Raw genomic sequence first — 26,241 nt, forward strand, 5'->3', positions numbered from 1 at the left:
GGCGGAAGCTGGACGCGCGACGTGTTCGCGGCCTATGGTGGCGCGTTGCATTTGGAGACGGACTTGGCGGACGGCGTCATCACCTTGGAGGGCGAGATCGAGCCCGGCGCCGACACCCTGCGCGGCCTGACCTATCCGCTCGGCGCGCCTCCGGCCCCCGGTGAGGCCATCCAGGCGGCGCCCGGCGTCCTGTGGCTGCGCCTGCCCCTGCCGATGCAGCTCAATCACATCAACGTCTATGCGATCGAGGACGGCGACGGCTGGGCCGTGATCGACACGGGCATTCGCACGCCCGACTGCATCGAGGCCTGGGAGACGGCGCTGGCGGGTCCGCTCGGCGGGAAGCGGATCACCCGGGTGATCTGCACCCATATGCACCCCGACCACATCGGCTTGGCCGGCTGGCTGTGCGAGCGGTTCGACGCGCCGTTGCTGATGACCCAGCTGGAATACATCACCGGCCGGATGCTGGTCGCCGACACCGGCCCGGCCCCTGAAAGCGGCGCGGTCTTCTGGAAGGCGTCCGGCTGGACCGAAGCCCAGGTGGAAAACTACCGCGCGAGCTACGGCCGCTTCACCAAGGGCGTCTGGCCCATGCCCATGAGCTATCAGCGCGTGCGGGAGGGCGATGTCCTCTCCATCGGCGGCGAGGACTGGACCATTGTCGTCGGCAACGGCCACAGCCCCGAGCACGCCTGCCTGTGGAGGAAATCGGACGGCGTCTTCCTCTCGGGCGACCAGATCCTGCCGCGCATCTCGTCCAACATCTCCGTCTGGCCGACCGAGCCCCTGGCCGATCCGCTCGACGACTGGATGCGGTCGCTCGACAAGCTCGGCGACCTTCTTCCGGCCGACCTGCTGGTCCTGCCCGGCCACGGCGAGCCGTTCACCGGCGTCCTGCCGCGCATCGAAGCCCTGAAGCGCGGTCACGCCGTCTCGCTCAAACGCCTCGAACGGACCCTGCGCGAGCCCAGGCGCGCCGTCGACATCTTCGCGTCCCTGTTCGCCCGCCCCGTGAGCGACGGCATCCTGGGCATGGCCACGGGCGAGGCGATCGCCCACCTCAACTATCTGGCCGGTCAGGGCCGCGTGCGCCGCGAACGCGACGCCGACGGCGTGGACTGGTGGACCCTCAACGAACCGGAGCCCGCCGCATGAGCGACCCCATCCGCACCGACCTCGCCGACGGCGTCCTGACGGTCACCTTCGCCCGCGCGGACAAGAAGAACGCCATCACCCAGGCCATGTATGCCCTGCTGGCCGAGGCGACGAACCGCGCCCGCACCGACGACGCCGTCCGCGTCCTGCTGTTCAAGGCCGAGGGCGATAGCTTCTCGGCCGGCAACGATATCGCCGACTTCATCTCCATCGCCCAGTCCGGCGGCGGCCAGGTCACCGACGCCCCGGTCTTCCAGTTCCTCAAATCCCTCGCCGAGATGGACAAGCCGGTGGTCGCCGCCGTGCGCGGCCGCGCCGTCGGCATCGGCCTGACCCTTCTGCTTCATTGTGACATGGTCGTCGTGGCCGAGGACGCCCTGCTGTCGGCGCCCTTCATCAACCTCGCCCTCGCGCCCGAGGCCGCGTCATCCCTGCTGCTGCCCATGACCATCGGCCACCAGCGCGCCTTTGAGATCTTCGCCCTCGGCGAGCCCATCGACGGCAGGACCGCGCTGGCCTGGGGCCTCGCCAGCCGCGCCGTGCCTGCCGCCGAGGTCGATGCCGCCGCCGACGGCCTGGCCGCCAAGCTCGCCGCCCGCGCCCCCAACTCACTGAAGAAGACCAAGCGTCTGATGCGCGACGCCGAACAGCTCTGGACCCTGATGCAGCGAGAGGGCCAGGCCTTCGGCTCCCAGATGACCAGCCCCGAGGCCATGGAAGCCTTCATGGCCTTCACACAAAAGCGGGCCCCGAACTTCGCGCCGTAAAGCTGTGCCTTGATCCGGCCCCGCATTGGCCCTATCGGCCCGCGCCATGAGCGCCGAGCCCATCCCGTCCACCTTCCGGATCCTTCCGGAGACCGACGCCGACCGTGAAGAGGTCGACGCCTTGGTCATGGCCGCCTTCGGCCCGGGCCGGTTTGCCAAGACCGCCGAGCGCATTCGCGAGACCGCCCGCATGACCGCCGCCTTCGTCGCGCGCGAGGATGGCCGGATGATCGGCTCGGTGCGGCTATGGGCGATCACGATTGACGGCCTCGACGCCCTCTTCCTCGGCCCCATCACGGTGGCGAAGGACGTCCGCAGCGGCGGCCTCGGCGCCGATCTGGTCGGTGCCTGCATCGGAGAGGCCCAGAACCGGGGCGTCGCGGGCATCCTCCTCGTCGGTGACCCGCCCTATTTCCAGCGTTTCGGATTCCAGCCCGCCCCGGACGTGACCCTGCCGGGTCCGGCCGACCCGCGCCGTGTCCTGTGGCTGCCGATCGCCAGCTCGGCGCCGTCGGGGCTGACTGTGGCGGCCTGAGCTCCACATCCGTGCACCCCAGCGATGGCTGGGGTTTAGATCACGGGGCCAGACGGTTCGGACGACCCACCGGGACCGCATCGTCGCCGTCGGAGTTTTCCATCTGGACCCCAGCCTTCGCTGGGGTGCACGGTGAAGAGTATGACCGAGGAATCGAGCAAAGGCCTCGCCGGCATCACCGCCGCCGCCAAACAGGCGCCCGGTCGCGGTCTGCCGCCCGTTCACCTGTGGCGCCCGGCCCATTGCGGCGACATCGACATCGTCATCCGGCGTGACGGCGTCTGGATGCACGAGAACTCGCCCATCGGACGGGCCGAGCTGGTGCGGCTTTTCTCCACCGTTCTGCGCAAGGACCCCGACGGCTATCACCTCGTCACGCCGGTCGAGAAGATGCGCATCGAAGTCGAGGACTTGCCGTTCCGCGCCGTGACGATGACCCGCGACGGCGACGACCTCGTCTTCACCACCGACGTCGGCGACGAGACCCGCGCCGGGCCCGATCACCCTATCATCGTCGAGACTGACCCCGCGACCGGCGAACCCGCCCCCCGCGTCCACGTCCGCGCCGACCTGGAGGCACGCATCGCCCGCACGGTCTTCTACGATCTGGTCGAGATGGCCGAGGTCCGCGACGGACAACTCGCCGTCCAGTCTGGCGGCGTCTGGTTCCCGCTCGGCCCGCCGGGAGCCGGCGTCGAATGAGCCATCAGACCCTGAAGGACCGCCTGACCGAACGCCTCGCGCCGGTGCACGACTGGCGAGCGGAGACCCGCGCCGTCCGCTCCGACTTCGACCTCAACCCCGGCATGACCTCTTGGGCGAAGGGCCCGCTGAAGCCCGCCGCCGTCCTGATTCCGATCATCGCCAATCCGAACGGCGCCTGCGTCCTCCTGACCCGCCGCGCCGACAGCCTGGCGCATCACACGGGTCAGGTCGCCTTCCCGGGCGGCCGCCTCGACCCCGGCGAGACCGCCGTCGAGGCGGCGCTTCGCGAGGCGAGGGAGGAGGTCGATCTCGACCCCGCCGCCGTCACCGTGCTCGGCCTGTCAGACGCCTACGAGACGGGCACCGGCTATCTGGTCACGCCGGTGATCGGCTGGATCGACGCCCTGCCGCCGCTGAAGGCCTCGCCGGACGAGGTGGCCGAAATCTTCCAGGCGCCATGGGACTTCCTCATGGACCCGGCCAACCACACCCGCGACCATCTGGATGCGCCCGAGGGCGTCAAACGCTGGTTCTGGTCCATGACCTGGGGCGAGCAATACATCTGGGGCGCCACCGCCGGCATCATCCGGGCGCTGCGCACGCGCCTGTACGGCGACGAGGCCAACGTGCCGGCCTCGGCCGCCGAGGACGCCGCGTGACCCGGCTGGAGGGTCAGGATTGGCTGACCAGTCCGGCCACCGCCGCCGTCTTCGATGCGCTGGAGGCGGTTGGCGGCCCCGACTGCGCCCGCTTCGTCGGCGGCAGCGTGCGCAACGCCTTGGTCGGTCGCCCCGTCGACGACTTCGACATCGCCACCCGGCTTAGGCCCGAGGACTCCATGGCCGCCCTCAAGGCCGCCGGCATCAAGGTCGTCCCCACCGGCCTCGCGCACGGCACGGTCACCGCCGTCTCGGAAAAACGACCCTACGAGGTCACCACCCTGCGCAAGGACGTGGAGACCGACGGCCGCCACGCCGTCGTCGCCTTCACCGACGACTGGGCCGAGGACGCCGCCCGGCGCGACTTCCGCCTGAACGCCCTCTACGCCGACCGCACTGGCGCGATCTTTGACCCGACCGGGCAGGGGGTTGAGGACGCACTGGCCGGTCGCGTCGTCTTCGTCGGCGATCCGAACACTCGCATCGAAGAGGACTACCTTCGCATCCTCCGCTTCTTCCGCTTCTTCGCCTGGTATGGCCGATCGGAGCCCGACCCGGAGGGCCTCGCCGCCTGCGCCGCCCATGCCGAGGGCCTGACACGACTGTCGGCCGAGCGAGTGTCCAAGGAACTGTTGAAACTGCTCGCCGCCCCCGATCCGCGGCCAGCGGTCCATGCCATGGCCGAGGCTGGGGTGCTGATCCGCCTCTTCCCCGCTGTCCCCGACCTGGCCCCCTTTGACGCCCTCTGCGGGGCGAGCGACGACCCGGTCCTGCGCCTGTCCGCCCTGCTGCCTGACGACCCGGCCGCCGTCGCCGAAATCGCGCGCGTGCTTCGCCTGCCCAAGGCCGTCGAACGCCGCCTCGCCGAGGCCGCCGTCGGGCCGCTTGATCCGGCGACCGACCCGTGCACCCTCCGCGCCCTGATCTATCGCGAGGGCGCCCAGGCGGTTCATGACCGCATCCAGCGGGGCGCGGCCGTTCGTCCTGGCTCGAACGCCGCCCCCGCCCTGACCCTGATCCAAACCTGGCCCGCGCCCCGCTTGCCCGTCGGCGGCCGTGATTTGACGAAACTCGGCATCGACCCCGGCCCCGAGCACGGCCGCATCCTGAACGCCTTCGAGGCCGAATGGATCGCCGACGACTTCCCCGCCGACGGCCACGCGGCAAGGCTCAGCCGGCTGGCGCGGCCCTGACGAAGCGGGTGATCACCGGCCGGTGGTCCGACCCCGTCGGCCGCCCCAGCCTGCGATCGACGACCGCCAGTTCCGGCGAGCGATAGACCTGGTCGATCGTCATCCCGGCAAAGGCGGGCAGGGGGCTCGGCCAGGTCCCCGGCCAGCCCGGCGCAGGGATCAGGCCGCCGTCGATCCGGATGATCTTGCCGATCCGGGCGCCCGCCACGCTGTTGAAATCCCCCGCCGCGATCACCGGCCCCTCGACCGAGGCCGCCCAGTTTGACAGCCCCTCGGCCTGACGGATCTGCTCCCACTGCACCTGATAAGGCCAGGGCCGAGTGAAGTGGACCCCCGCGATGGTCACCGGCCCCAGCGGCGTCTCCGCCACCGCCCCCACGACGTGCAGCACCGGAATTCTCAGCTCGATATCCCGCAACGGCCGTCGCGACGCGATCAGCGACAGCGCCGGCCCGTCCGGTCGGTCCAGCCGCCCGGTCACGACCCGATACGGATATCCAACCAGGATCCTGTCGATCGCCGCCCTGGGCGCGTTCCCGACCTCGACCAGCACGACGACATCGGCGTCGGCAGCGGCGATGGAGGCGGCCATCGCCGCCACATCGATGTTCCGGACATAGAGGTTGGCCGAATAGAGGGTGAAGCCCGGCGATCCGGCCTCGGCCTTTCCTCGCGGCGGCGCCCACTGGCTCCACCCCGCCGCCAGCGTTAGGACGCAGACCCCTGCCGCCGCCACGATCAGTCCGCGCACCCGCACCAACGCCGCTGCCGCCAGTCCCACGATGGCCGCGGCCAGCGCCGGTCCCGTGAACTGGGCGAGGATGTCCACCCAACGGTGACCGATCCCGCTCAATCCCGCCAGCGCGATTCCCAGCGGGGCCAGCAAGGCCAGCCCCACGACCCCGGCCGCGAACAATCGCACAGGCGACACTCTGTCAGACACGAAGACTTGCTATCCTGGGTGAACGCGGGTCGATGTGGGGCGTTGACCACTCGCTTGGAGGGCGAAATGGCGAAACGGTCGATCGGGGATATCGAGAAGATCTGGTCCAATGTCGAGGGCGTCAAGAAGCTCTCCGACCGGGCCATCGGCCTGGGCCCATTTGGCATCGGCATGGACGGCCTGCTGACCTGGATTCCCGTCGTCGGCACCGTCTATTCGGTCGGCGCGGGCGGCTGGCTGCTGATGCAAGCGGTGCGCGCCAAGGCGACGCCCTACACCCTCGCTCGCATGGCTGGATATCTGGGTACGGACGCCGTGACCGGAAGCGTGCCGGTGGCCGGCAGCGTCGTCGACTTCTTCTTCCCCGGTCACCTGATGGCGGCCAAGGCGCTGCAGAAGGACATCGAGACCACCCATTGGGTCGAGGCCAACGAGCGCGAGGCCCGCGCCTCCGGCGATCACGACCGCCACGTCGCGGCGATGAAGGCCGACCCTAAGAAGCGACGGATCGTCTACCTGCACGACTAACGGTCCTGTTTTGCTTGACGGATTAGCCGGGGCCACGCCAAGTCAGCCGACCGACACCGCGCCCGGACTTGCCCGATGACCCCCATGCTGACGCGAGACGAACTGGCCGCGGCCCTCGGCGAAGCGGGCGGCGGCGACCGCGCCGCCTTCAAAAAGGTCTATGAGGCGACCTCGGCGAAACTGTTGGGAGTCTGCCTGCGTATCTTGTCCGACCGCCAGTTGGCCGAGGACGTCTTGCAGGACACCTATCTCACAGTCTGGAGGAAGGCCTCGACCTTCGACCCCTCGCGCGCCAGCCCGATCACCTGGCTCGTGACGATCGCGCGCAACCGGTCGATCGACCGCCTCCGCTCGGGCGCCCCCATGCGCAAGACCACGCCGGTCGAGGAAGCCTACGGTCTGGCCGACGCCGCTCCCCTGGCCTCGGACGTCGTCGAGACGACCGACGAGGTGGGTCGCCTGAACCGCTGCCTCGACACCCTGGAGGACAAGGTGCGCGGCGTGATCCGCACCGCCTTCATGGAGGGCGTGACCTACGACGCCCTGGCGACGCGCGAGAACGTGCCGCTGGGCACGATGAAGAGCTGGATCCGGCGGGGGCTGTTGCGGCTCAGGAGCTGCCTCGAATCATGACCGACCCCATCGCCCCCGAAGAGGAAGACCGCGCGCTCGCCGGCGAGCTTGCCCTGCGCGTCCTGCCGCCCGCCGAAGAGGCCGCCGCCCAGGCCCGCGAGGCCTCCGACCCCGCCTTCGCCCGCGAGGTCGAGGTCTGGAACGAGCACTTGGCCGGCTTCATCGCCGAAATCCCCTCGGTCCAGCCCTCGCCCCAGGTCTGGCCCCGTGTCGATGCGGGCATCTCCACGCCCGCCGCTGCCCCCATGGCTGCGAACGACAATCGCGCCAGCTTCTGGCGCGCCTGGGCCCTCGGCTCGACGGGCCTTCTGGCCGCCAGCCTCGTGGCCGTCGCCATTCTCGTCGCTCGTCCGGCCCCCCTGCCGGTGATTGAGCCGGCCCCCGTGGTCGGCGTCACCCGCGTCGCCACCATCGCCATGACCGACGGCGGCACGCCCGTAGTCGCCCTGGCCTACGACACCGCTACTGGCCGTCTGTTCGTCGCCCCCATGGGCCAGATGGGCGCCGGCGCGGCCGTCCCGCACCTCTGGCTGGTCAAGCCTGACGAGGCCGGGGTCCAACTGATCGGCGCCATCGACGGCTCGGCCGCCTCCCAGCATCAGCTGGACGCCGTCCTGGCCTCCACAGCGGGTCAGGCGGTCGCCGTCGCCATCTCCATGGAGACGCCCGGCCACACGCCCGCCTCCGACAAGCCCGACGGCCCTGTCGTCGCGGCCGGCGAGCTGAAAGCGCTTTAGAAACTGCATCCAACCTCGCGCCGCCTTCGTAACTCGATGCGATCGGGTCGGCATCGCCGCCGCCTTGCGCGACGTCGTGGGTCCTGACAGCCGCGACCCGGTCAGCGGGGAGACCGCCCAGCCCTTCCAATGGTCTCCCCGCACCCCGTATGGGCCGATACCCATCAACGGATCGCCCTAGGACCTCAATGAAAACAACGGTCGGCATTATTTAAAGCCATTATCCGCGCCCCCCTCCGGAGCGCCCGCACACTGATCTCCGCTTTCACACGGAGATCGAAATGCCCTCGAACCAGAGCGCGCGCCTGGACCTGCCCTATCTCGCGGCGGGCCAGCTTCAGAAGCACGTCACCCTAAACCAGGCCCTGACCCGGCTGGACGCCCTGGCCCAGACGGCCGTGGTCAGCCGCAGTCTCGCGGCCCAACCTGCAGCCCCCGAAGACGGCGACCTCTACATCCTGCCCGCCGGCCCCACCGGCGCCGTCTGGTCCGCCTGGGCCGAGGGCGACCTCGTTCGCGCCGAGCTCGGGGGCTGGACCCGCGTCCCGGCGCCGGAGGGCGCGCTCGCCGTCGTGCTCGACGAAGGCGGCCTGGTCGTGCGCGGCGAGGACGGCTGGAGCCCGTTCCCGGCCCGGCTCCAGTCTCTCGAACGGCTCGGCCTCAACACCGCGGCCGACGCCGACAATCCCTTCGCCGCCAAGCTGAACAAGGCGCTGTGGACCGCGCGCTCGACCGGCGACGGCGGCGACGGGAGCTTGCGCTTCACCTTCAACAAGGACACGGCGTCTGACGTTCTGTCCCTGCTGTTCCAGAGCGGCTACGGCGGCCGGGCCGAACTGGGCCTGATCGGCGACGACGACCTCCGCCTCAAGGTCAGCTCTGACGGCGGGACCTGGCGCGAAGCCCTGCGCATCGACAAGGACGACGCCCGCGTCTGGTTCGCCAACGGCGCTGTCCGCGCCGAGACCGTCCGTCTGACCGCGAGCGGCGACTTCATCCCGCCCGATTGGGCCCGCCTGCTGATCGTCACCGCTGTCGGCGGCGGAGGCGGCGGCGGCGTCGGAGCCTTCGGGGCCGGCGGCGTGCGTCAGGGCGGCGGCGGGGGCGGTGGCGGCGGCCTGTCCCAGGCGATCTGGCGGGTCGAGGACCTGCCCGGCGACCTGACCGTCAGCCTCGGCTCCGGCGGAGCTTCCGCCGCGGCCGGCGGGGACACCACCATCACCGCGTCCGGCGCGACCCTCCTGACCGCGCGCGGCGGCCAGCCCGGCGCGAACGGCTCGGCGGGCGGAGCAGGGGGCGCCTCGGGCGCCGGCCTCGACGGCGGCAATCCCGGCGGCGCGGCCTCGACCACGGCCACGGCCGCGACGGGCGCCAGCCTGACCAGCCCCGGCGCGTCCGGCGGCGGCGGGGGCGGCGGCGGCCTCGACGCAGGCGGCGTGGCCCGCGCGGGCGGACCCGGCGGCGACGGCGGCGTCCTGGCCTCTCCCGCTCCGGGGGGCGCCGGCGGAAGCTCGGCCGCCGGCTCGGTGGGATCGACGCCCGCGACTCTCGGCTCGGTCTCGGGTGGCGGGGGAGGGGGCGCGGGGGCGGTCACGTCAGGCGCGGGCCTGTCCGGCGGAGCGGCGGGCGGCCATGGCGCGGGCGGCGGCGGGGGCGGCGCGGGCGTGTCCGCGGGCGGGGCGGGCGGCGCCGGTTCGGCCGGTGTGGTCGTCATCCTGATCCAGGGCTGAGGCCGATGCTGCATCCGCCCCAGCCCCACGCCCCCGATCCCTTCTTCGACGGCGACGAGCCGCTGCTGGATTTCGACGCCGTCGAAGACGCGTTCGCCGCGCCGCGCCGCCTGTCCCGCGAGGAGAGCCGTGTCGCCATCGGCCCGGACTGGGCCTGGACCCACCTGACTTCCGACGAGGAGACCGCCGATGACTGACGACAATCCCCAGACCCCACCGCCGCTTGCGGAAGCCAAATGGCTGTGGCGCAGGCTCTATGTCTTCGCCGCCAGCTTCGCATTGTGGCGAACACTGTCCGCCATCGTGGATCGCACCCAGCCCGTCGCCCTCCCGGCCGTGGCGTCCGGCCTGATGTCGCTGCTGGCCCTGACGCTGGTCCTCTATCTGGTGGCCCCCACGGCCCAGCAGCTCGCCGCCCTTCTGGCCGATCTGCGTCTGCGTCTTGGAGGCCTGAAATGAGCTTCCGCCTTTCCGCCCGCTCGCGCGGCCGGCTCAAGGGCGTGCATCCCGCCCTCGTCGGCGTGATCGAGGCGGCCATTCTGACCACTCCGGTCGATTTCATGGTCACCGAGGGTCTGCGCTCGAAGGACCGTCAGGCCGGCCTCGTCCGCGCGGGCGCCAGCCGCACCCTGAACTCGCGCCACCTGACCGGCCACGCCGTTGATGTCGCCGCCGTCGTCGACGGCGCCATCCGCTGGGACTGGCCGCTGTATCCCCGCATCGCCGAGGCCATCAAGGCGGCGGCGAAGGCCAGGAGCGTGGCCCTGGTCTGGGGCGGCGACTGGCCCCGCCTTCGCGACGGCCCCCATTTCGAGCTCGACCGCAGGGTGTTCCCGTGACGCCCCCATTCCTGAAGACCCTGACGCCGCTGGGCTGGCTGGCCGTCGGCGTCGCCGGCCTCGCCGCAGCCGCCGTCGTCCTGGGCGGCCTCGGCTTTCGCTGGGATCCGTTCGATCTGAACCGACGGCGGCTCGACCGAGCCGAACAGGTCGCCGCCTCAGCCTTGGCCGAGGCCGCCGCCCGATCCGCCGAGGCCGAGGGGCAGGCGGGTCAGGTCGCCCGGCTCGACGCCGCTGTCCGCTCCACCGTGGCGCTCGAACGCGTCACCGCCCACTCCATCCAGATCGCGAGAAGCGCCGATGACTCTTCCATTCCCTTGCCGAACGATCGTGCTGATCGCCTGCGCGCTCATGACCGCGAACTGTGCCGGCTCGCCCCCGACCTCGTCGGCTGCCCTGCCGCGCCTGACCCTGCCGACCCGGGCGAGCCGCCCGTGTGAGCTGCACCGCCTGCCCGAGGGCCCGACCCTGGGCGACCTCGAAGCCGGTTACATGACGCGCGGGCGCCAGATCGCCGACTGTGACACCGCCCGTCGCCTGGCCGTCGAGACGCTGCTGGCGGAGCGGGCGGCGGGGGAGGCGGCGCGCGTGCAACGACGCTGACTTCGTCCGTCTCGTCATGGAGTCTTTTGTCCGGACGAGGCGGACCACCCGGCAAAACCTGCCGGGCGCCCGGCACTTCCTGCCGTCCGGTGCTGGAAGCGGCAAAACCTGCCGGGTGTTGAGCGTGGTTAAGGCAAGGTAACGCAACGATTTCAAGACGATGGCTGCGTGTCGAAATAACGGCGGTTGGCCCGACGATTGCTTCTGAGGCCTCCGAGCAAAACGCTCCCGTCTGCCAAAATGGCGGCCGGAACCTTGAAAATAAGGACTTTCGTCATGGCGCTGAACAGCGTGAACACGAACTCGGGCGCTCTGGTCGCCCTGCAGAACCTGCAAAACACCAACGCCGAGCTGGCCACCGTCCAGTCGCGCATCAACACCGGCAAGAAGGTGAACTCGGCCAAGGACAACGGCGCCATCTGGGCTATCGCCCAGGGTCAGCGTTCGGAAATCTCGGCCATGAACGCCGTCAAGGACAGCCTGGATCGTGGATCTTCCGCCATCGACGTCGGTCTTGCCGCTGGTGAGTCCGTTTCGGACCTGCTCGTTCAACTGAAGGAAAAGGCCCTGGCCGCGACCGATAAGTCGCTGTCGACGGCTTCGCGCAAGGCCCTGAACGAAGACTTCAAGGCCATCCGCGATCAGATCACCACGGTGGTCAACAACGCCTCGTTCAACGGCGTGAACATGATCAAGGACGCGACGACCAGCGCCGCCTTCAAGGCGCTGTCGAACACTTCGGGCACCACCATCGACGTCAAGGCTCAAAACCTGGCTCTCGGCGGCGCGAACGTGACCGTCACGGCTGCGATGACCATCGGCACCTCGACCCTGGCGACGACCGCTCTGGCCGCCGTCAACGCCTCCATCGACAACGTGTCGTCCGCCCTGGCTCGCCTGGGCACCGGCGCCAAGTCGCTCGACACGCACCGCGCCTTCGTCGGCAAGCTCTCCGACGCCCTGGAAAATGGTGTGGGCAACCTGGTTGACGCGGATCTGGCGAAGGAAAGCGCTCGACTGCAGTCCCTGCAAACCAAGCAACAGCTGGGCGTGCAGGCTCTGTCGATCGCCAACCAGTCGACCTCGATCCTGCTCGGCCTGTTCCGATAAGCCAATGGAAGGGCGGGACTTCGGTCCCGCCCGACCGTTCCCAAGGGACGCCGGCGATCCCGGCGTGAGGAGCCATGGACACGAATGCAAAACCCGTAACCCTGACTGTTGTCCCCGTCGCCGCCGTTCCGGTCGTCGCCGAACAGTCCGAGATCGCCGTCCCGCCCGTCGCGGTTTCGGTCGACACGGGCAGGACGTCGGACAAGAGCCGCGCTCAGCAACAGGCCGAAGACGCCGCTCGCTATCGCCTGGTCATCGAGGAAGGGCCGACACAAGGGACCTTCGTCTACAAGACCCTGGACTCGACGACCGGTGAGATCGTCCGCCAGTTCCCGCGAGAGCAGGTCATGCGAATGGCTGAAAGCGGAAGCTACTCGGCCGGGGGCCTGATCGACACCAGCGCCTGATTTATCGGCCGCCGGCTGAACCCTGGAACCGCTCGGGCTGGCCCGACGCGGTTAATCGTCGTGGTTTATCGCCGTTAACCATACGGGAACCGTTACAGCCCTAGCCTCTCGGCGAACATCCCGGGGCTAGAAGACCTATGACGACGAACAGCGTTCACACCAATGCCGCCGCCGCAGTCGCGCTGCAGAACCTGTCCCGCACCAACGACAATCTGACCGGGGTCCAGAACCGCGTCTCCACGGGCCTGAAGGTCCAGGGGGCCAAGGACAACGCCGCCATCTGGGCTATCGCCCAGGGCCAGCGCGCCGATCTCGGGGCCTTGTCGGCCGTCAAACAGAGCCTCGACCGCGCCACCTCCATCGCCGACGTGGCCATGGCCGCCGGCGAATCGATCTCCGACCTCCTGAACCAGCTCAAGGAAAAGGTCGTCGCGGCCAAGGACGTCTCCCTGAAGACCCAGTCGCGTCAGCTTCTGGACGCCGACTTCAAGGCCCTGCTGCGCGCCATCAAGTCGGCCGTCGACAACGCCTCCTTCGACGGCGGCAACATCCTGAACGGCTCCCTGACCAACGGCCTGAAGTTCCTGGCCAATGCCGGCGCGACCCAGTTCGTGACCCTGTCGAGCAAAAATCTTTCGCTCTCGGGTTCGATCATTTCGCTCAGCCTGACCGACAGCCTGCTGACGGTGACGGGTTCGACCCAAGCCCTGACGCGGCTCGACGCCTCGATCACCAACCTGAACAAGTCGCTGGGCGACATCGGGGCCCAGGCCAAGCAGATCTCGGCCCACAACACCTTCGTGTCCAAACTCACCGACACGATCGAGTCGGGCATCGGCAATCTGGTCGACGCCGACCTGGCCAAGGAAAGCGCGCGCCTGCAGGCCTTGCAGGTGCAGCAGCAGCTGGGCGCTCAGGCTCTGTCGATCGCCAACCAGGCGCCGCAGATCATCCTCAGCCTCTTCCAGGGCTAGCCTTAAGAGCGGCCGGCGCTGGTGTGGTGGCCGATCACGACGGGGGCAGGGCGGCGGCGCTGAAGGTGTGAGCGGTCTCCGAACCCGTACAGGGCCAGCAGGGACTGAATAAGCGACTTCGGGAAGATCATGGCCTCGCTCCTGTCTGGACGAGAGCACAACACGATTCGCATTCCATCGTTCCCTGCCCGGACGTTAATCTCTTGAGGCGTTAATCTCGCATTGAGCCCGCCGGCCTACTGTCCCGCCCGGAGGATTGTGCGTGGCCGCGATCAACAACAGCTATCTTCTGGGTCTGTACGGCGGGTCATACGACGCCTCGTCGTCGTCCGCCCTGACGACGGCGCTGGCCAAGAAGGCCCAGCCGACCGCGCCCTGGACCTCCGCCGCCCAGGCCACGGCGCCCAAGCCCGACGCCCTCGTGCGCGCCGCGCTTGGAGGCCGGCCGTTCGTCAATGAAGACGCTGCCCAGCTGGACGTGAAGGGCGCGTCGGCCGACTACAGGAAACTGTTCGCGCTCTACCAGGGCCTCGAGACGCTCAACGCCCTGGCCAACCGCGCTTCGGTGAAGGGCTTGACCTCCACCGACCTCGCCCTGACGCAGAAACGCTTCGCCTCGGGCCTGGCCGAGATCGCCGCCTATCTCGGCACGGCTGATTTCGACGCCTTGCGCCTGGTTCAGGGTACGTCGTCGGTCACCTCCAAGACCACGGCCGCCGTGCCGCGCGACAGCTCCAACTCCGTCACCGGCGCCGTCCACGAAGGCTCGCTGGACACCCCCGTCGCCGCCTTCCAGGGCGACACGAGGTTCAACATCACCATCAACGTCCCGGTCGGTCTGTCGACCCAGACCACCGCCGTGCCGATCGACCTCGCCGAGATGGGCTCGACGCCCCGGACGATGGACAACGTGACCGGCTTCATCAACGGCAAGCTGGAGGCCGCGGGCTTCCAGACACGCATCGGCCGCGACCAAATCAGGTCCACGCCCCAGACGGTTCAGGTCGCGGGCAAACCCGTCACCCTCCCAGCCGGCCCCGACAAATGGGCCTTGGCCATCCGTGGCGTCTCGACCGAGACCGTCGGCTTCACCGCGCCCGACACCTCCGACGCCGTCTATGTCGTCCAGTCGGCGGGCGCTCCGGCCACGACCGTGACGACGACCGTCAACGGCGTGACCACGACCAGGACCACGGTCGCCGCCACCACCACCAACCAGATCCTGAAGTTCCAGAGCGACGGCGGCGCGGCCGCCGAGCCCACGGGCGGCAACGTCGGCGAGACCCAGTGGGTCGAGGGCCGCCTGTCGCAAGAAAAGATGCCCGAAGGCGTCTCGGCCGTCCGCGCCAGCGCGGTCGGACCGGACGGCTCCCTGTGGATCGTCGGCGACGTCACCACCGGCGGCGACCACCAGCCGATCAAGGGCCTCCAGGACGTCGCCCTGATGAAGTACGATTCCGCCGGCCGCCTGGTTGCGACCCGCACCTTGGGCGCGGCCTCGACCGCCAGCGGTTACGCGATCGCCATCGACGACAACGGCGACGTCGCCGTCGCGGGCTCCGTCACCGGCGCGCTGAACACCTCGACCACGGACGCGGGCAAGACCGGAGAGGTCGCCGACGTCGCCGACAGCTTCGTGACCGTCTTCAACAAGGACGCCGAAGAGCTCTGGACCCAGCGTCGCGGCGCCCGCGCGGCCGACGAGGCGACCAGCGTGACCTTCGGCGAAGACGGCCTCGTCTACGTCGGCGGCCGGTCCAAGTCGGCAATGACAGGCGCGGTCTCCATCGGCGGCTGGGACGGCTATGTTCAGGCCTTCAAGGCGGGCGAGCCCTATCCGACCGCCGGCATACAGGCCAAGGCCGTGGGCCAGACCCAGTTCGGCACGGGCGCCGACGACACCGTCGACGCCATCGCCATCGACGGTTCCAACCTCTACACGGCGGGCGTCGAAGACGGCCGCGCCGTCGTGCGTCGCTTCACCCTGGACGCGGCGGGCGTCCCGACCTTGGCCGCGACCCGCGACCTGGGCGTGATCTCGGGCGACATCGCCGGCCTGTCGATCTCCAACGGCAAGGTCATCCTGACCGGGACCAGCCGCGACAGCGGCCTCAGCGCCGGCGCCACGACTACGGCCCACTCCGGCGGCACGGACGTGTTCGTCGCGGCGCTCTCCACCGACCTGACCGCCGCCGGGACCGACCGTCTCAGCTGGTACGGCGACGCGGGCGACGACACGGCCGCCGACGTGAAGGTCCACGACGGCAAGGTCTGGATCACCGGCATCGCCAACCGCGATCCGGGCGCGCTCGCCACCGATCCGACCAAGGCCTATCTGACCCGGCTCGATCCCCTGACGGGCGCGGTCGAATACACCCGCACCTGGTCCGGCGACGGCGATCAGGCCAAGCCCATAACCCTGGCGGTCGCCTCGGGCGGCGCCAGCGTGCTCGACCGGCTGGGCCTGCCCCAGGGCGAGATCGACCAGAGCGACTCCAAGCGGCTGGTCGACGCCACCTCGCTGCGCGCTGGCGATCGGTTCTATGTGCAGTCCGCCGCCGGCGGCCGGGCTCAGGCCGTGACCATCGAGGCCAAGGACACCCTGGCGACCCTGGCGCGAAAGATCAGCGTCGCCTCGGGCGGCCGGCTGAAGGTCACTGTCTCCTCGGAAGGCGGCGCGGTCACTGGCAAGGACGGCGAGACCACCACCACGACCGGCGGCTTCCAGAAGCTGTCGATCATGGCCAAGGACGGCAAGACAGGCGCCGTCATCACCTCGGGCGAGACGGGCAGGGACGCGCTCCTCGGTCTCGGCATGTCGGCGGGCTACGTCGGCATGGCGGCCTCGGACACCAGCGTGAAGACGTTCGGACTGGGCCTGCCCAGCAATCTGACGCTCAACGGCGCGGCCGCGATCACGGCCGCCGGCGAGAAGATCCAGAACGCCCTGAAGGTGATCCGTGACGCCTATCGCGGCCTTGCGCCCGAGGACAAGTCGTCGTCCGCCTCTGGTCCGGTCCCGGCCTATCTGACCAATCAGCTCGCCAACTACCAGGCGGCCCTGGCGCGGCTGACCGGATAACCGGGCGCCGATTTCGCTTGGCGGTTGACGCCTTGGGGCCGTGCGGGGTTATTGAGCCCATCAAGGCCCGACGCCGCGCGAGCTCCGCTTCATGCAACTGCCCAACGACAATCGCGTCATCATAGCCATCGGCGTCGGCCTCGCCGTGCTGGCGGCCGTGGTGCTGGCCCTGATGTTCAGCGGCGGCCGCGAGCCCGCCGCGCCCAAGACCCCCGAAACCGACGAAGGCCCCGGCGCGCTCCAGGTCGATCTGGCCGATGCGCCGTCGCTGGAGCCGACGCGCGAACTGCGCTGCTTCGTCGACGGCCAGTTCATCGGCATGGCGACCCTGGCCGACTGCGCCCAGCGTAACGGCCTGGCCACCGACGCCCTGGATGTCGGTCTGGACGAGAGCGGCAATCTCGCCGCCGCGCCGACCGCCTCCTTCGCCCCGCCGCCGACCGTTCCGACGGCCATCGAGACGGCGGATGGCGACTTCGACAACGCCCCCTTGCCCGAAAAGCCCCAAACCCAGCCTGAGCCGCGCGTCGAGCGGGCGTCCGGCGCGCCCTGCCTGCGCTACACGGGTTCGGACTGGCGCGAACTGGGCCGAATGAGCCTGAGCCAATGCGTCAACGCCCTCTACTCGGGCGTCTGCGTGCGTCCTGGCGACGCCCAGTACGGCCGACATGGCAATCTGACCTTGCGTCTGGTGCCCCGTCGCGTCGAACAGTCCAACGACAACACCAGCTTCCGCATCCTGGCCGACCAGGATCGCAGCTGCCAGTTCCCGAGCCTGAACTGATGATCCGTCCGCTTATGATCGCCGCCGCCCTGGCCCTCCCGGTCCTGGCCGGTTGCAACGGCTCGGTGAAGGCGCCCACCGACACCGGCGTCTGCTACGCCGTCGAGACGCCGGAAGGCGAGCCGACCTTCAACGTCGTCGCCCGTGACCAGGCCCAGATCGAGATGTGCGCCGCGCGCCTCGAGGAGATGCGCCTGCGCTTCCGCGGCCTCGGCTCGACGCGCCAGGAAGTCACCGGCGCCTACCAGGGCCAGTTCATCTTCGTCGATCGTCGGGGGGTGTCGTTCGCGCGCACCTTGACCGGCGCGCGGTTCTTCGCCCTGGCGCGGACCGGGGACGGTCGTCTGGCGGTGCCGGGCGCCATCGAGCGCGAGGCGGGCACCAAACTGGGCACTGTCATCGAGGAACGGCCGGCGCCGACCTTCCCGGGACAGTAGAACAAAGTCGGAACATGTGTTAACGGTTTCGCGGGCCTCGCCCGCGGGCCGGGATTTCAGGCCCCGCTCGCAAAGCGGCCGGGCGCTATTCAGAGAGAGAATTTCATCATGGCGGGCAGCGTCAACAAGGTCATCCTCATCGGTAATCTGGGTCGCGATCCGGAGATCCGTTCCATGCCGAACGGCGACCGCATCGCCAATCTGTCGATCGCCACCTCGGAGCAATGGCGCGACAAGGCCTCGGGCGAGCGCAAGGAAAAGACCGAGTGGCACCGGGTCGTCATCTTCAACGACAACATCGTAAAGGTCGTTGAAAATTATGTAAAAAAAGGCACCACTGTCTACATCGAAGGCGCGCTCCAGACGCGCAAATGGACCGACCAGCAGGGCGTCGAGAAATACTCGACCGAGATCGTGGTCGGCCGCTTCAAAGGCGAACTGACCCTTCTGGGCGGGCGCGGCGACGGCGCGGGCCAGGGCGGCGGCTACGGCGGTTCGGGTGGTCGCTCGAACGACGACGACTACTCGTCGGGCTTCTCCACCGGCGGGGCCAACAAGCCCTCGGGTCCCAAGGAATCCTACGACCTGAACGACGACATTCCGTTCTGACGAAACGCCTGCAAGGACGCCGTCAGTCCCAGACGGCGTCCTTGAAGTGGGCGCGGATCTTTTCGTCGCTAGTCACCAGCTTTGTCCGGTCGGCCATAGCGTTTGCGACGATCAGTCGGTCGAACGGGTCACGCGTCCATCCGATGGTCAGCGACTTTGCGACAATGTCGGACAGGCTGGCTTGTGACTGGATGACAGGGCCGAAACTCTCGGCGATCTCGCTTATCACAGCATCCAGATCGGGTGCATCTACGCGCCCTCGCTCAATTAGCATGTCGATTTCCATTGCGACCAGCGGGCTGATGCAGAGTGATGGACTGCGACTGATGGCGGCGGCGGCGCGCTTCGACAGGCGATGACCCGAGCCGTTGAAGATCCAGACCACGATCTGGGTGTCCAAGTGGATCAAGGCTTGAGAAGGTCCTTGAACTTCTTCTCGGGATCCCACTCCCAGTGGCTGGTGTCTGAGGGATCGTAGTTGGAGTTTTCCGCGCCTTGACGTGGCCCCTTGGCCATCCAACGATCGAACCGCTCTTGGGGAGTCATGTCCGCCGCCGACTTTCCAGCAGTGGCGGGTTTGAGCGTGATGCTCCGACCCCGTCGAGACACGCGCAAGGACTCGCCGGTCCTCTCCACCCGATCCAGGATGTTGAACAGGTCTTTCCTGAGGTCCGTGGCGGTGACTTCGATCATGCGTACATATTCTGCCTCCGATATGTACATGTCAACGGAAACGCCCCGTCACCGACTGTGACGCGCGCCCGTCGCCCAACCGTGCGATAGACCCCGCGTGCCCATGACCTCCGACAAGCCCCACAGCCCGCTGAGCCTAATGGAGATCGGCGCGATCGCTGCGATCGTCATCATCTGGGGCGCCAACAACGCGGCGGCCAAGGTGGCGACCGAGGTCATGCCGCCTCTGCTGGTCGGGACCCTGCGCTTCGCCATCGCCGCGGTCTGTCTGATCCCCTTCGTGCGGCCGCCCTTTCCGAACTGGAAGAGCCTGTTGCTGATCGTGACCCTGGGCGGGCCCATTCACTACGGACTTCTGTACCTGGGTTTCTCGCTGGCCCAGGACGTCAGTCCGGCCGCCGTCGCCTCCCAGTTGTGGATCCCGTTCACAGCCCTGTTCGCCTTCCTCCTGCTCGGCGAACGGCTGTCGATCCACGCGATGATCGGGCTGGCCGTCGCCTTTCTGGGAGTCGTCTGGATGTCGGCGGACCCGCATGCCTTTCATGACTGGCCGGCCATCCTTCTGGTCGCCGCGGCCTCGGCCTTCTGGGCCATCACCACCGTGATCGCACGCCGCACCACCTCCATTCCGCCGCTGAAGATGCAGGGCCTTCTCGCCTTCGTCGCCCTGCCGACCCTGGCCTTCGCCTCGGCCATGTTCGAGACCGGCCAGGTCGAGGCCGTGCGATCCGCCACCCCCCTGATCTGGGTCTGCCTTCTCTGGGCCGGTGTGGTGTCCTCGGTCTTCGCCACCTCCATGGTCTTCTGGCTGGTGCAGAAGCGCGAGGCCGGACGGGTGACGCCCTATTTCCTCGTGACGCCGGTCGTCTCCATGGCCATCGGCTGGGGCTTCATGGGCGATGTCCTGACCGTCCAGATCCTGACCGGCGCGGCCCTGACCATGGGCGGCGTCGCCGTCGTGGCCCTGGCCGAGCGCGGTCTCAGGGCAGGGGCGGCCAAGGCCTGACCCGCTTCAAGTCGCGCGACCCCGCGCGATTGGCGACTAGGAAGCCAGCGCGCCCTCGTTCTGGCGCCGGACCACCTCCGCCGCCTCGTCGTGCATGAAGGGCAGGAAGGCGAAGCGTTCGCCGCGCGTCACCGCCGTCGCCTCGTGCAGCACCGAACAGGAGAAGACGCAGGCCCCGCCCGGCGGCGGGCGATAGGTCCTCGGCCCGAACTCGGGAAATCTCAGGTCGCCGCCCTCGTAGTCGTCGTTCAGATTGATCGAGACCGCGAACCGCCGGTGCTTCGTGGCGGCCGTGGTGTTGTCCCGGTGCGGTCGAAAGAAGCCGCCGGTCTCGGCGTCGTAGCGCGCGACCAGATAGCGTTCGATCCGCGTCGGGGCGAACGCGAAGGCCTTCTCGATCTGCGGCGCCAGTCTTCGCGCCAGCCGCGCCACCACCGCCTGCTTCAGGCCCGCGTCCTCGAGGATGACATCGCTGCGCCGCTTGAAGTCCGGGCTCATCACCAGCCGGGTCTGATCGCCGACCTGACGCATCACCCCCGACGGCTCGCCGCCTTTCTGGCGATAGGCCTCGATCAGCATCTGACAGAACTCGGGCTCGAAGATGCGCGGCGTCATCAACACCGGCGCGTGGGCTTCGAACCCGCCGTGCGAGCGCGGGGGCGGCAGGCCCGCGACCTGATCCGCGATCCATCCGGCCTGGTCCGCGCGTGCGATCGCCATCAGATGCAGCGCCGGGTCGATCAGGAACCAACGGTCCTCCGCTCCCGAGCCATAGAGAGCGGCGACCGCCCCGTCGGCATCGAAAAGGTGCCTCAGGCCGGGGATGCGGTCGCGCCGCGCCTCCCGCTCCGGATCGTCCCCGATCACCACGATGAAGGCGCTGCCCTGTACGTCGTCGAACGCGCCTCCACGCGCCCTCACTACCGCCGCCGCCGCCGCCGTGCTCTCGGACCGGACGAAGGCGACCAACAGGTACCGCCCTGCGGCGCTGTCGAAGGTGAAGCGCGGCGTGCTGACCCCGGGCAGGGTGAATTTCGGAACCGGATCGCCGGGAAGAAGCGCCATCGCCGCACGATGGACGACGGCGCTCCCCTCGATCAAGGGCTTCGGCGCGGTTCTACTGGCCGGTAACCGTGGCCGGCGCCTCGAACACGCCGCAGGCGATGCGGTCACCGGCCCCGCCGATCGGCTGCGAGACATGGTCGTCGCGGTTGGCATGGACCAGGAAGGAGGTCCCGTCTCCGCCCAGCAGGGTCAGCTCTCTCGTCGGCGCATAGACCTCGGCCCGCACCTTGCCGTCGGCGTCGGCGTGGACATTCTGCAGGTCGCCCAGGTCAGGACCGCCTTCAGCGTTCAGCAGGCCATGCTTCAGCTTGTTCGGATCGGCGTGGTTCTCGTGAGCACCGGCCGAGGTGAAGCCCGGGCCCTCGCAGGTCCCCACGGCGTGCAGATGGACGCCGTGCCAGCCCTCGGGCCAGTCCTCGCCCTCGACGGAGAACAGATAGCCGGACGGCCCCTCATAGGCCGCGACGACGCCCAGGTTCACGCGCTCCGGCGACCACAGGGTGGCTACGGCGACGATCGGAGGCGGCGGTGCGGGGGCGGGCGGGGCCGCCGGCGCGGCCGTCTGGGCAATGGCGCAACCGGCGCTCAGCAATGAACCGGCGATCAAGGCGAAGGCGAGGGGCGAGGAACGCATATTCAGTCCTTTCACGGATCGCGTCGCGGCCAGCGTTAACTTTGCCTCCCGACGCCTCGGATGCTAGAAAACCGGACAGCGGATCACGTTCCGATTCCGGCCATCTAAAGCCCAGATTCCTTGACCGACGACAGCTACGACAACGCCGCACCCCCTCCGGTCGGCGGCTCGGACATTTCGACCATCACGATCGAGGACGAGCTGAAGCGCTCCTACCTCGATTACGCCATGAGCGTGATCGTCAGCCGTGCGCTGCCAGACGCCCGTGACGGCCTGAAGCCCGTTCATCGCCGCATCCTCTATTCGATGCACGACCTGAACATGACGCCCGAGCGGTCGTATTCGAAGTGCGCCCGCGTCGTCGGCGACGTTCTGGGCCGCTTCCACCCGCACGGCGACGCCTCGGTCTATATGGCCCTGGTCCGTATGGCCCAGCCCTTCTCTATGGGTCTGATGCTGGTCGACGGTCAGGGCAATTTCGGCTCGGTCGACGGCGATATGCCGGCCTCGATGCGATACACGGAGGCGCGCATGGCGCCGGCGGCCGTGGCTCTGCTCGCCGACATCGACAAGGACACGGTCGATTTCCAGCCGAACTACGACGAGAAGGAGCTGGAGCCGGTCGTCCTGCCGTCTCGCATCCCGAACCTGCTGGTCAACGGCGCGGGCGGCATCGCCGTCGGCATGGCGACCAACATCCCGCCGCATAACCTCGGCGAGGTCGTCGACGCGGCCGTGGCCCTGCTGGACGATCCGAACATCTCCGATGACGCCATCCTGGACATCGTGCCGGGACCGGACTTCCCTACGGGCGGCGAGATCCTGGGTCGCACCGCGCCCCGCAACGCCCTGCGCGAAGGGCGCGGCTCCGTCGTGGTGCGCGGCATCGCCTCGGTCGAGACCATCCGCAAGGACCGCGAAGCCATCGTGGTCACCGAGCTGCCGTTCCAGGTCAACAAACAGACCCTGATCGAACGCATCGCCGAGATGGTCCGCGAGAAACGCCTCGAAGGCATCTCCGACGTCCGCGACGAATCCGACCGTTCGGGCATGCGGATCGTCATCGAGCTGAAGCGCGACGCGTCCGGCGACGTCATCCTGAACCAGCTGTGGCGCTACACCGCCATGCAGTCGTCGTTCGGCGTCAACATGCTGGCCCTGAACCACGGCCGCCCGGAGCAGATGGGCCTCAGGAAACTGCTCGAGGTCTTCCTCGACTTCCGCGAAGAGGTCGTGGTCCGCCGCGTCAAGTTCGAACTGGCCAAGGCCCGCGACCGCGGCCACGTCCTGGTCGGTCTGGCCGTCGCCGTCGCCAACATCGACGAGGTCATCCACATCATCCGCTCCTCGGCCGATCCGGCCGAGGCTCGCGAGCGCCTGCAGGCCAAGGCCTGGCCCGTCGGCGACATGATGGCCCTGGTCGAGCTGATCGCCGACCCACGCACCGTCCTGGTCGAGGGCGACAAGATCAAGCTGACCGACGAACAGGCCCGCGCCATCCTGGGCCTGACGCTCAGCCGGCTGACCGGCCTCGGCCGTGACGACATCTTCGGCGAGGCGAGGGGATTGGCCGACACCATCCAGGGCCATCTGACCATCCTGTCGGACCGAGCCAACATCCTGGCCATCATCCGCGAGGACCTGCTGAAGGTCCGCGAAGAGTTCGCCGTCCCCCGCCGCACCCAGATCGGCGAGGGCGACTACGAGCTGGAAGACGAGGACCTGATCCCGCGCGAGGACATGGTCGTCACCGTGACCCACGGCGGCTACGTCAAGCGCGTGGCGCTGAACGCCTATCGGACCCAGCATCGCGGCGGCAAGGGCAAGTCGGGCATGACGATGAAGGACGAGGACGCCGTCGTCGGCGTCTTCTCCGCCTCGACCCACACGCCGGTGCTGTTCTTCGCCACCAACGGCAAGGCCTACAAGCTCAAGGTCTGGCGCCTGCCGCTGGGCGCCCCGACGTCGCGCGGCAAGGCCTTCGTCAACCTGCTGCCGATCGAGCCGGGCGACTCGATCATGAACGTCCTGCCCCTGCCCGAGGACGAGACGACCTGGGGCGACTACGACATCATGTTCGCCACCCGCTCGGGCGACGTGCGCCGCAACAAGCTCAGCGACTTCGCCACGGTCAACCGCGCCGGCAAGATGGCGATGAAGCTGGAAGACGGCGACCACATGGTCGGCGTGGCGCTCTGCACCGGCGAGGATGACGTTCTTCTGACCACGGCGCTCGGCCGCGCCATCCGCTTCAAGGCCGACGACGTCCGCGTCTTCAAGGGGCGGGACTCCACTGGCGTGCGCGGCGTCCGTCTTCAGGACGGCGACGAGGTCATCTCCATGGCCGTGCTGAGCCGCGTCGACGCAACGCCGGAAGAACGCGCCGCCTACGTCAAGCATGCCAACGCCATGCGTCGCGCCACGGAAGGCGAAGACGACACCGCCGTGGTCGAGACGGACGATGAGGGCGAAGGCTCGGGCGACGCCGCCCTGTCGATCGAACGCATCGCCGAACTGGGCGCGTCGGAGCAGTTCATCCTCACCGTCACCGAGACGGGTTTCGGCAAGCGGTCCTCCGCCTACGAATATCGCCGCACGGGTCGTGGCGGTCAGGGTCTGACGGCTCATGGCCTCGGCGGTCGCGCCGGCACGCGCCTCGCCGCCGCCTTCCCGGTGGAAGAAACCGACGACCTGCTGCTCGTTACCTCCAGCGGCCAGATGATCCGCACCCGCGTGGGCCAGGTCCGGATCGTCGGCCGCTCCTCGCAGGGCGTGACCATCTTCAAAACGGCCGCCGGCGAGAAGGTCGTGTCGGTGGAACGTCTGGCTGACAGCGGCGGTGATGACGCCGCTGAGGTCGAGAACACGAACGGCGACGAGGGTGGCGAGGACTGATCCTTCCTACACCCACAGGGAGAGGGAAGGATGACCGACCTCCTCATCGACGGCCTTCCGCCGACCGACGACGACCTTCGCTATCTGGCCTTGGTCAACTACGGCGCCTACACCTCCTTCCGCGTGGAGGAGGGCGGCGCTCGCGGCCTCGACCTGCATCTGGCCCGCCTGACCGCCAACGCCGTCGAACTGTTCGGCCACGCCCCTGACGAGTCCGACCTCCGCGGCCTCGTGCGCACTGCCCTTGGCGACCGTCGCGACGCCTGGCTCCGCATCAGCCTGTTCTCGCCCGAAATCTGGGCCCGCCTTCCGTCCGCCCGCGTCCAGCCGAAGGTGATGACCGCCGTCTCGCCCCCGCCGCCGCCTTTGGCGACCCGCCTCCGCGTCCAGCTCCAGACCTATGTCCGCGACGCCGCCCATATCAAGCACACGGCGACCTTTCCCCTCATCAGAGCCCGCCGTCTGGCCCAGGACGCGGGCTTCGACGACGCCCTCTTCGCCGACGCCGACGGCCTGATCTCGGAGGGCAGCCTCTGGAACCTCGGCTTCGCCTCCGGCGACACGGTCGTCTGGCCGGAGGCGCCGATGCTCCAAGGCGTGGCCCAGGCCCTGATCTCCAGCGGTCTCTCCGATACCGGCCTGAAACAGCGCAGCGTCCGCATTCACTTCGCCGACCTCGCCGCCTTCGACGCCGCCTTCCTCTGCAACAGCGCCACGCCTGCCTGTCCGATCACCGCCATCGGGGATCGTGTTTTCGCGACCTCGCCCGAGCACATCGACCGCATCGCCGCCGCCTGGGCGTCGAACCCGGTCCAAATCATCTGATCTCCCTCGCCCTAGGCGAAGGTGGTCGGAGCGAAGCGGAGACCGCGTGGGCCGGCAAGGCAGGACCGCACAGACAGGTCGTCGCTTGGTCGCCCGTCCGCCCCACCCCGTCGCTTCGCGACGACCCTCGCCCAAGTGGGAGGGAGAAGACATCGCGAACGACCGCTGCTAATCACACCGCACAGGCGGGGAGAAATCGCTTTGCGCATCGGGCTCTACCCGGGGACTTTCGACCCCGTCACCAATGGCCACATGGACATCATCGGCCGGGCCGTGAAGCTGGTCGACCGGCTGGTCATCGGCGTGGCCCAGAACGACGACAAGGGTCCGCTCTTCTCGACCGCCGAGCGCGTCGAGATGGTCAAGGCCGAGGTCGCCCGCCTGAACGCCGACATCGAGGTCCACCCCTTCTCGACCCTCCTCATGCATTTCGCCGAGAGCTTGGAGGCGAACGTCATCGTGCGCGGCCTGCGCGCTGTGGCCGACTTCGAATACGAGTTCCAGATGACGGCGATGAACCAGCGCCTCAATGACGACATCGAGACCGTGTTCCTGATGGCTGATCCGCGCCACCAGGCGATCGCCTCGCGACTGGTCAAGGAAATCGCCCGGCTGGACGGAAACATCGACAGCTTCGTCAGCCCCGCCGTCGCCGCCGCCGTGCGGAACCGCGTCAAACGCTAGAACCGG

General features: G+C 68.8%; 30 protein-coding genes. 25 read left to right on the forward strand and 5 right to left on the reverse strand.

Annotated elements, in window-relative coordinates; translation table 11 throughout:
- The first annotated feature begins 63 nt into the window (after positions 1–63).
- The 6 genes from O5O43_RS03115 (at position 64) to O5O43_RS03140 (ending at position 5,017) form a co-directional block, all read left to right on the forward strand.
- Positions 64–1,158: an MBL fold metallo-hydrolase gene (locus O5O43_RS03115; RefSeq protein ID WP_271085460.1), complete on the forward strand. Its 1,095-nt coding sequence runs from the start codon at positions 64–66 to the stop codon at positions 1,156–1,158.
- On the forward strand, positions 1,155–1,925 hold the full coding sequence (locus tag O5O43_RS03120; RefSeq protein ID WP_271085461.1) for an enoyl-CoA hydratase: 771 nt from the start codon (positions 1,155–1,157) through the stop codon (positions 1,923–1,925). The genes O5O43_RS03115 and O5O43_RS03120 overlap by 4 nt, the downstream gene beginning before the upstream one ends.
- Before the next feature lie 46 nt (positions 1,926–1,971).
- Positions 1,972–2,460 (forward strand): N-acetyltransferase, encoded by a 489-nt coding sequence (locus tag O5O43_RS03125; RefSeq protein ID WP_271085462.1) that lies wholly within the window; start codon positions 1,972–1,974, stop codon positions 2,458–2,460.
- A gap of 141 nt (positions 2,461–2,601) precedes the next feature.
- Positions 2,602–3,162, forward strand: a complete 561-nt coding sequence (locus O5O43_RS03130) for a DUF1285 domain-containing protein (RefSeq protein ID WP_271085463.1) — start codon at positions 2,602–2,604, stop codon at positions 3,160–3,162.
- Positions 3,159–3,824, forward strand: coding sequence for a CoA pyrophosphatase (locus O5O43_RS03135; RefSeq protein ID WP_271085464.1), 666 nt, complete (start codon positions 3,159–3,161; stop codon positions 3,822–3,824). Before O5O43_RS03130 ends, O5O43_RS03135 begins: the two co-directional genes overlap by 4 nt.
- Positions 3,821–5,017, forward strand: coding sequence for a CCA tRNA nucleotidyltransferase (locus tag O5O43_RS03140; RefSeq protein ID WP_271085465.1), 1,197 nt, complete (start codon positions 3,821–3,823; stop codon positions 5,015–5,017). Before O5O43_RS03135 ends, O5O43_RS03140 begins: the two co-directional genes overlap by 4 nt.
- On the opposite strand, the gene O5O43_RS03145 is transcribed toward O5O43_RS03140, so the two are convergent.
- Entirely contained in the window at positions 4,995–5,960 is a 966-nt protein-coding gene (locus O5O43_RS03145; protein WP_271085466.1) for an endonuclease/exonuclease/phosphatase family protein, read from the reverse strand. The genes O5O43_RS03140 and O5O43_RS03145 overlap by 23 nt on opposite strands.
- Positions 5,961–6,026: 66 nt before the next feature.
- Between O5O43_RS03145 and O5O43_RS03150 the strand changes: the two genes are divergently transcribed.
- From O5O43_RS03150 to ssb, 15 genes are all read left to right on the forward strand, one after another.
- On the forward strand, positions 6,027–6,488 hold the full coding sequence (locus O5O43_RS03150) for a DUF4112 domain-containing protein (RefSeq protein WP_271085467.1): 462 nt from the start codon (positions 6,027–6,029) through the stop codon (positions 6,486–6,488).
- Between the two features lie 75 nt (positions 6,489–6,563).
- Positions 6,564–7,121 carry a sigma-70 family RNA polymerase sigma factor gene (locus O5O43_RS03155; RefSeq protein ID WP_271085468.1) on the forward strand — a complete coding sequence of 186 codons (558 nt, stop codon included), beginning with the start codon at positions 6,564–6,566 and terminating at the stop codon, positions 7,119–7,121.
- Positions 7,118–7,858 (forward strand): anti-sigma factor, encoded by a 741-nt coding sequence (locus O5O43_RS03160; RefSeq protein WP_271085469.1) that lies wholly within the window; start codon positions 7,118–7,120, stop codon positions 7,856–7,858. The genes O5O43_RS03155 and O5O43_RS03160 overlap by 4 nt, the downstream gene beginning before the upstream one ends.
- 281 nt (positions 7,859–8,139) lie before the next feature.
- Positions 8,140–9,588, forward strand: coding sequence for a DUF2793 domain-containing protein (locus tag O5O43_RS03165; RefSeq protein WP_271085470.1), 1,449 nt, complete (start codon positions 8,140–8,142; stop codon positions 9,586–9,588).
- Positions 9,589–9,593: 5 nt separating this feature from the next.
- Entirely contained in the window at positions 9,594–9,785 is a 192-nt protein-coding gene (locus tag O5O43_RS03170; protein WP_271085471.1) for a hypothetical protein, read from the forward strand.
- Complete coding sequence (locus O5O43_RS03175; protein WP_271085472.1) at positions 9,778–10,047, forward strand: hypothetical protein; 270 nt, start codon at positions 9,778–9,780, stop codon at positions 10,045–10,047. Before O5O43_RS03170 ends, O5O43_RS03175 begins: the two co-directional genes overlap by 8 nt.
- Positions 10,044–10,427, forward strand: a complete 384-nt coding sequence (locus O5O43_RS03180; RefSeq protein WP_271085473.1) for a M15 family metallopeptidase — start codon at positions 10,044–10,046, stop codon at positions 10,425–10,427. Before O5O43_RS03175 ends, O5O43_RS03180 begins: the two co-directional genes overlap by 4 nt.
- Positions 10,424–10,867 carry a hypothetical protein gene (locus O5O43_RS03185; protein WP_271085474.1) on the forward strand — a complete coding sequence of 148 codons (444 nt, stop codon included), beginning with the start codon at positions 10,424–10,426 and terminating at the stop codon, positions 10,865–10,867. Before O5O43_RS03180 ends, O5O43_RS03185 begins: the two co-directional genes overlap by 4 nt.
- 439 nt (positions 10,868–11,306) lie before the next feature.
- Positions 11,307–12,140 carry a flagellin gene (locus O5O43_RS03190; protein WP_271085475.1) on the forward strand — a complete coding sequence of 278 codons (834 nt, stop codon included), beginning with the start codon at positions 11,307–11,309 and terminating at the stop codon, positions 12,138–12,140.
- Positions 12,141–12,214: 74 nt separating this feature from the next.
- Positions 12,215–12,547, forward strand: coding sequence for a flagellar protein FlaG (locus O5O43_RS03195; RefSeq protein WP_271085476.1), 333 nt, complete (start codon positions 12,215–12,217; stop codon positions 12,545–12,547).
- Positions 12,548–12,684: 137 nt separating this feature from the next.
- Positions 12,685–13,521 (forward strand): flagellin, encoded by an 837-nt coding sequence (locus tag O5O43_RS03200; protein WP_271085477.1) that lies wholly within the window; start codon positions 12,685–12,687, stop codon positions 13,519–13,521.
- 262 nt (positions 13,522–13,783) lie between these two features.
- Complete coding sequence (locus O5O43_RS03205) at positions 13,784–16,603, forward strand: transcriptional regulator (protein ID WP_271085478.1); 2,820 nt, start codon at positions 13,784–13,786, stop codon at positions 16,601–16,603.
- A 91-nt stretch (positions 16,604–16,694) separates the two neighbouring features.
- A complete protein-coding gene (locus tag O5O43_RS03210) occupies positions 16,695–17,387 on the forward strand; it encodes a hypothetical protein (protein ID WP_271085479.1) in 693 nt (230 codons plus the stop codon).
- Positions 17,387–17,824 (forward strand): hypothetical protein, encoded by a 438-nt coding sequence (locus O5O43_RS03215; protein WP_271085480.1) that lies wholly within the window; start codon positions 17,387–17,389, stop codon positions 17,822–17,824. Before O5O43_RS03210 ends, O5O43_RS03215 begins: the two co-directional genes overlap by 1 nt.
- A 108-nt stretch (positions 17,825–17,932) precedes the next feature.
- Complete coding sequence (gene ssb / locus O5O43_RS03220; RefSeq protein ID WP_271085481.1) at positions 17,933–18,433, forward strand: single-stranded DNA-binding protein; 501 nt, start codon at positions 17,933–17,935, stop codon at positions 18,431–18,433.
- 22 nt (positions 18,434–18,455) lie between these two features.
- Here the strand turns inward: ssb and O5O43_RS03225 are convergent, their stop codons facing one another.
- Positions 18,456–18,833, reverse strand: a complete 378-nt coding sequence (locus O5O43_RS03225; protein WP_271085482.1) for a PIN domain-containing protein — start codon at positions 18,831–18,833, stop codon at positions 18,456–18,458.
- A gap of 5 nt (positions 18,834–18,838) precedes the next feature.
- Complete coding sequence (locus O5O43_RS03230; protein WP_271085483.1) at positions 18,839–19,126, reverse strand: type II toxin-antitoxin system prevent-host-death family antitoxin; 288 nt, start codon at positions 19,124–19,126, stop codon at positions 18,839–18,841.
- Positions 19,127–19,229: 103 nt separating this feature from the next.
- Between O5O43_RS03230 and O5O43_RS03235 the strand changes: the two genes are divergently transcribed.
- Entirely contained in the window at positions 19,230–20,132 is a 903-nt protein-coding gene (locus tag O5O43_RS03235; protein WP_271086374.1) for a DMT family transporter, read from the forward strand.
- A gap of 36 nt (positions 20,133–20,168) precedes the next feature.
- Here the strand turns inward: O5O43_RS03235 and O5O43_RS03240 are convergent, their stop codons facing one another.
- Together O5O43_RS03240 and O5O43_RS03245 are read right to left on the reverse strand one after the other, a co-directional pair.
- The gene (locus tag O5O43_RS03240) at positions 20,169–21,197 is read right to left on the reverse strand and encodes a 2OG-Fe(II) oxygenase (RefSeq protein ID WP_271085484.1); all 1,029 of its coding nucleotides are present in this window, start codon (positions 21,195–21,197) and stop codon (positions 20,169–20,171) included.
- 52 nt (positions 21,198–21,249) lie between these two features.
- A complete protein-coding gene (locus tag O5O43_RS03245; protein ID WP_271085485.1) occupies positions 21,250–21,831 on the reverse strand; it encodes a superoxide dismutase family protein in 582 nt (193 codons plus the stop codon).
- Positions 21,832–21,951: 120 nt separating this feature from the next.
- Between O5O43_RS03245 and gyrA the strand changes: the two genes are divergently transcribed.
- The 3 genes from gyrA (at position 21,952) to coaD (ending at position 26,235) form a co-directional block, all read left to right on the forward strand.
- Positions 21,952–24,726, forward strand: coding sequence for a DNA gyrase subunit A (gene gyrA / locus O5O43_RS03250; RefSeq protein WP_271085486.1), 2,775 nt, complete (start codon positions 21,952–21,954; stop codon positions 24,724–24,726).
- Between the two features lie 30 nt (positions 24,727–24,756).
- Positions 24,757–25,551, forward strand: a complete 795-nt coding sequence (locus tag O5O43_RS03255; RefSeq protein WP_271085487.1) for an aminotransferase class IV — start codon at positions 24,757–24,759, stop codon at positions 25,549–25,551.
- Between the two features lie 201 nt (positions 25,552–25,752).
- Entirely contained in the window at positions 25,753–26,235 is a 483-nt protein-coding gene (coaD, locus tag O5O43_RS03260; RefSeq protein WP_271085488.1) for a pantetheine-phosphate adenylyltransferase, read from the forward strand.
- The last annotated feature ends 6 nt before the right edge of the window (positions 26,236–26,241 follow it).

It is taken from the genome of Brevundimonas sp. NIBR11 (assembly GCF_027912535.1).
GTDB lineage: Bacteria > Pseudomonadota > Alphaproteobacteria > Caulobacterales > Caulobacteraceae > Brevundimonas.